The 2,494-nt window shown below is 67.4% G+C and carries 1 protein-coding gene and 1 pseudogene; both read left to right on the top strand.

Annotated elements, in window-relative coordinates; all coding sequences use genetic code 11:
* Positions 1 to 94: 94 nt before the first annotated feature.
* A pseudogene (locus ABZ342_RS48875) lies at positions 95 to 1,714 on the top strand (ribonucleoside-diphosphate reductase subunit alpha); the annotation flags it as partial.
* A 13-nt stretch (positions 1,715 to 1,727) separates the two neighbouring features.
* On the top strand, positions 1,728 to 2,494 hold a 767-nt coding region (locus tag ABZ342_RS48870; protein WP_360488920.1), incomplete at its 3' end, for a ribonucleotide-diphosphate reductase subunit beta.

Below are 2,494 nucleotides of genomic sequence, written 5' to 3'. Positions count from 1 at the left end.
ATCGAGCTGTGCGACCTCCCGCGGTACGACTCGTCGGCGACGCTGACGACCACTGTGGACGGTCTGCTCGGCGCGCACCCGCGGCTCACCGGGCGCCTGCGCGTACCTCGAGACCTGGCACGTGGACATCGAGGAGTTCCTCGACCTGCGCAAGAACACCGGTGACGACCGCCGCCGCACCCACGACATGAACACCGCGAACTGGGTGCCGGACGAGTTCCTCCGCCGCGTCGAGGCCAACGCCGAGTGGACGCTGTTCTCGCCGAACGAGACCCCGGACCTGCACGACCTCTACGGCAACGAGTTCTCGGCCCGCTACCGCGAGTACGAGGCGATGGCCGACCGCGGCGAGATCAAGGTCTTCCGCCGGATCCGCGCGGTGGAGCTGTGGCGCCGCATGCTCACCATGCTGTTCGAGACCGGCCACCCGTGGATCACGTTCAAGGACCCGTGCAACCTGCGCTCGCCGCAGCAGCACGTCGGCGTCGTGCACTCGTCCAACCTGTGCACCGAGATCACGCTGAACACCACCACCGACGAGGTCGCGGTCTGCAACCTCGGCTCGGTGAACCTGCTCAAGCACGTCACCCCCGAGGGCCTGGACACGAAGCGCCTCGAGAAGACCGTGCGCACGGCCGTCCGCATGCTGGACAACGTGATCGACATCAACTTCTACACGATCCCGGAGGCGCGCCGCTCCAACCTGCGCCACCGCCCGGTCGGCCTGGGCATCATGGGCTTCCAGGACGCGCTGTTCGAGATCGGCGTCCCGTTCGCCTCCGCCGAGGCCGTGCAGTTCGCCGACACCTCGATGGAGCACCTCTCCTACTACGCGATCTCGGCGTCGACCGACCTCGCCGAGGAGCGCGGGCAGTACCAGTCGTTCGAGGGATCGCTGTGGAGCAAGGGCATCCTGCCGATCGACTCGATGCAGCTGCTCATCGACGCGCGCCGCGGTGACGGCCTCGACGTCGACCTCTCGTCCACTTTGGACTGGGCGCCGCTGCGCGAGCGCGTCAAGACCGTGGGCATGCGCAACTCCAACGTGATGGCGATCGCGCCGACCGCGACGATCTCCAACATCTCGGGGGTCGGCCAGTCGATCGAGCCGCTGTTCCAGAACCTGTTCGTCAAGTCGAACATGTCCGGCGACTTCACCGTCGTCAACCCGCACCTGGTCAAGAGCCTCAAGGCCCGCGGCCTGTGGGACGAGGTCATGGTCAGCGACCTCAAGTACTTCGACGGCAGCCTCGGCCAGATCGACCGCGTCCCGGACGACCTGAAGGCGCTGTACGCGACCGCGTTCGAGATCGAGTCGAAGTGGATCGTCGACGCCGGTTCGGTGCGCCAGAAGTGGATCGACCAGGCGCAGTCGCTGAACCTGTACATCGCGGCGCCGAGCGGCCGCAAGCTCGACGAGCTGTACCGCTACGCGTGGCACAAGGGCCTCAAGACCACGTACTACCTGCGGGCGCAGTCCGCGACGCACGTGGAGAAGAGCACCCTGCGCGGCACCGACGGCAAGCTGAACGCCGTCTCGGCCACGCCGGCTCCCGCCGCGCCGGCGGCCACCCCGGCGCCCGCGGCCGCTGTCCCGGCGGTGCCGGTGACCGCGCCGGAGCCGAAGGAGATGCCCGCGACGGACGTCGACTTCGTCACCACCGAAGGCGCCGCCTGCCGCATCGACGACCCCGACTGCGAATCCTGCCAGTAAGGAACCCGAGAACATGACCAACGTGGAGACGACCGGCGCCACCGGCCTCGGCGAGATCGAGGTCGGGGCCGCCCGGATCAACGTCGACGACAAGCGCATGATCAACGCGCGCGCCGACGTCAACCAGCTGCTGCCGATGAAGTACACCTGGGCCTGGGAGAAGTACCTGGCCGGCTGCAACAACCACTGGATGCCGACCGAGGTCGCCATGCAGGCCGACATCGCGCTGTGGAAGTCGAAGGACGGCCTCACCGAGGACGAGCGGCAGATGCTCAAGCGCAACCTGGGCTTCTTCGCGACCGCGGAGTCCCTGGTGGCCAACAACATCGTGCTCGCGGTGTACCGGCAGATCACCAACCCCGAGTGCCGCCAGTACCTGCTGCGCCAGGCGTTCGAGGAGGCCGTGCACACGCACACCTTCCAGTACATCTGCGAGAGCCTCGGCCTGGTCGAGGGCGAGCTGTTCAACATGTACCGCGAGGTCCCGTCCATTTCGGACAAGGACGCGTGGGCGCTGAAGTACACGCAGCACCTCGAGGACCCGGACTTCGAGACCGGGACGCCGGAAGCCGACACGGCGTTCCTGCGTGACCTCGTCGCGTTCTACGTGATCTTCGAAGGCATGTGGTTCTACACCGGCTTCGCGCAGATCCTGTCGCTGGGCCGCCGGAACAAGATGGTCGGCCTGGCCTACCAGCTGTCCGCGATCATCGTCAGCGGCGGCACGCCGTTCCTGATGACCGCGCTCATCGCGGGGACCGGGAACACCCTGGCGGTCGC

The sequence above is a fragment of the Amycolatopsis sp. NPDC005961 genome, from assembly GCF_040629235.1.
Taxonomy (GTDB): domain Bacteria; phylum Actinomycetota; class Actinomycetes; order Mycobacteriales; family Pseudonocardiaceae; genus Amycolatopsis; species Amycolatopsis camponoti.
Note: the sequence above shows the minus strand (reverse complement) of the source record. Positions and strands in the feature narration are given on the sequence as shown.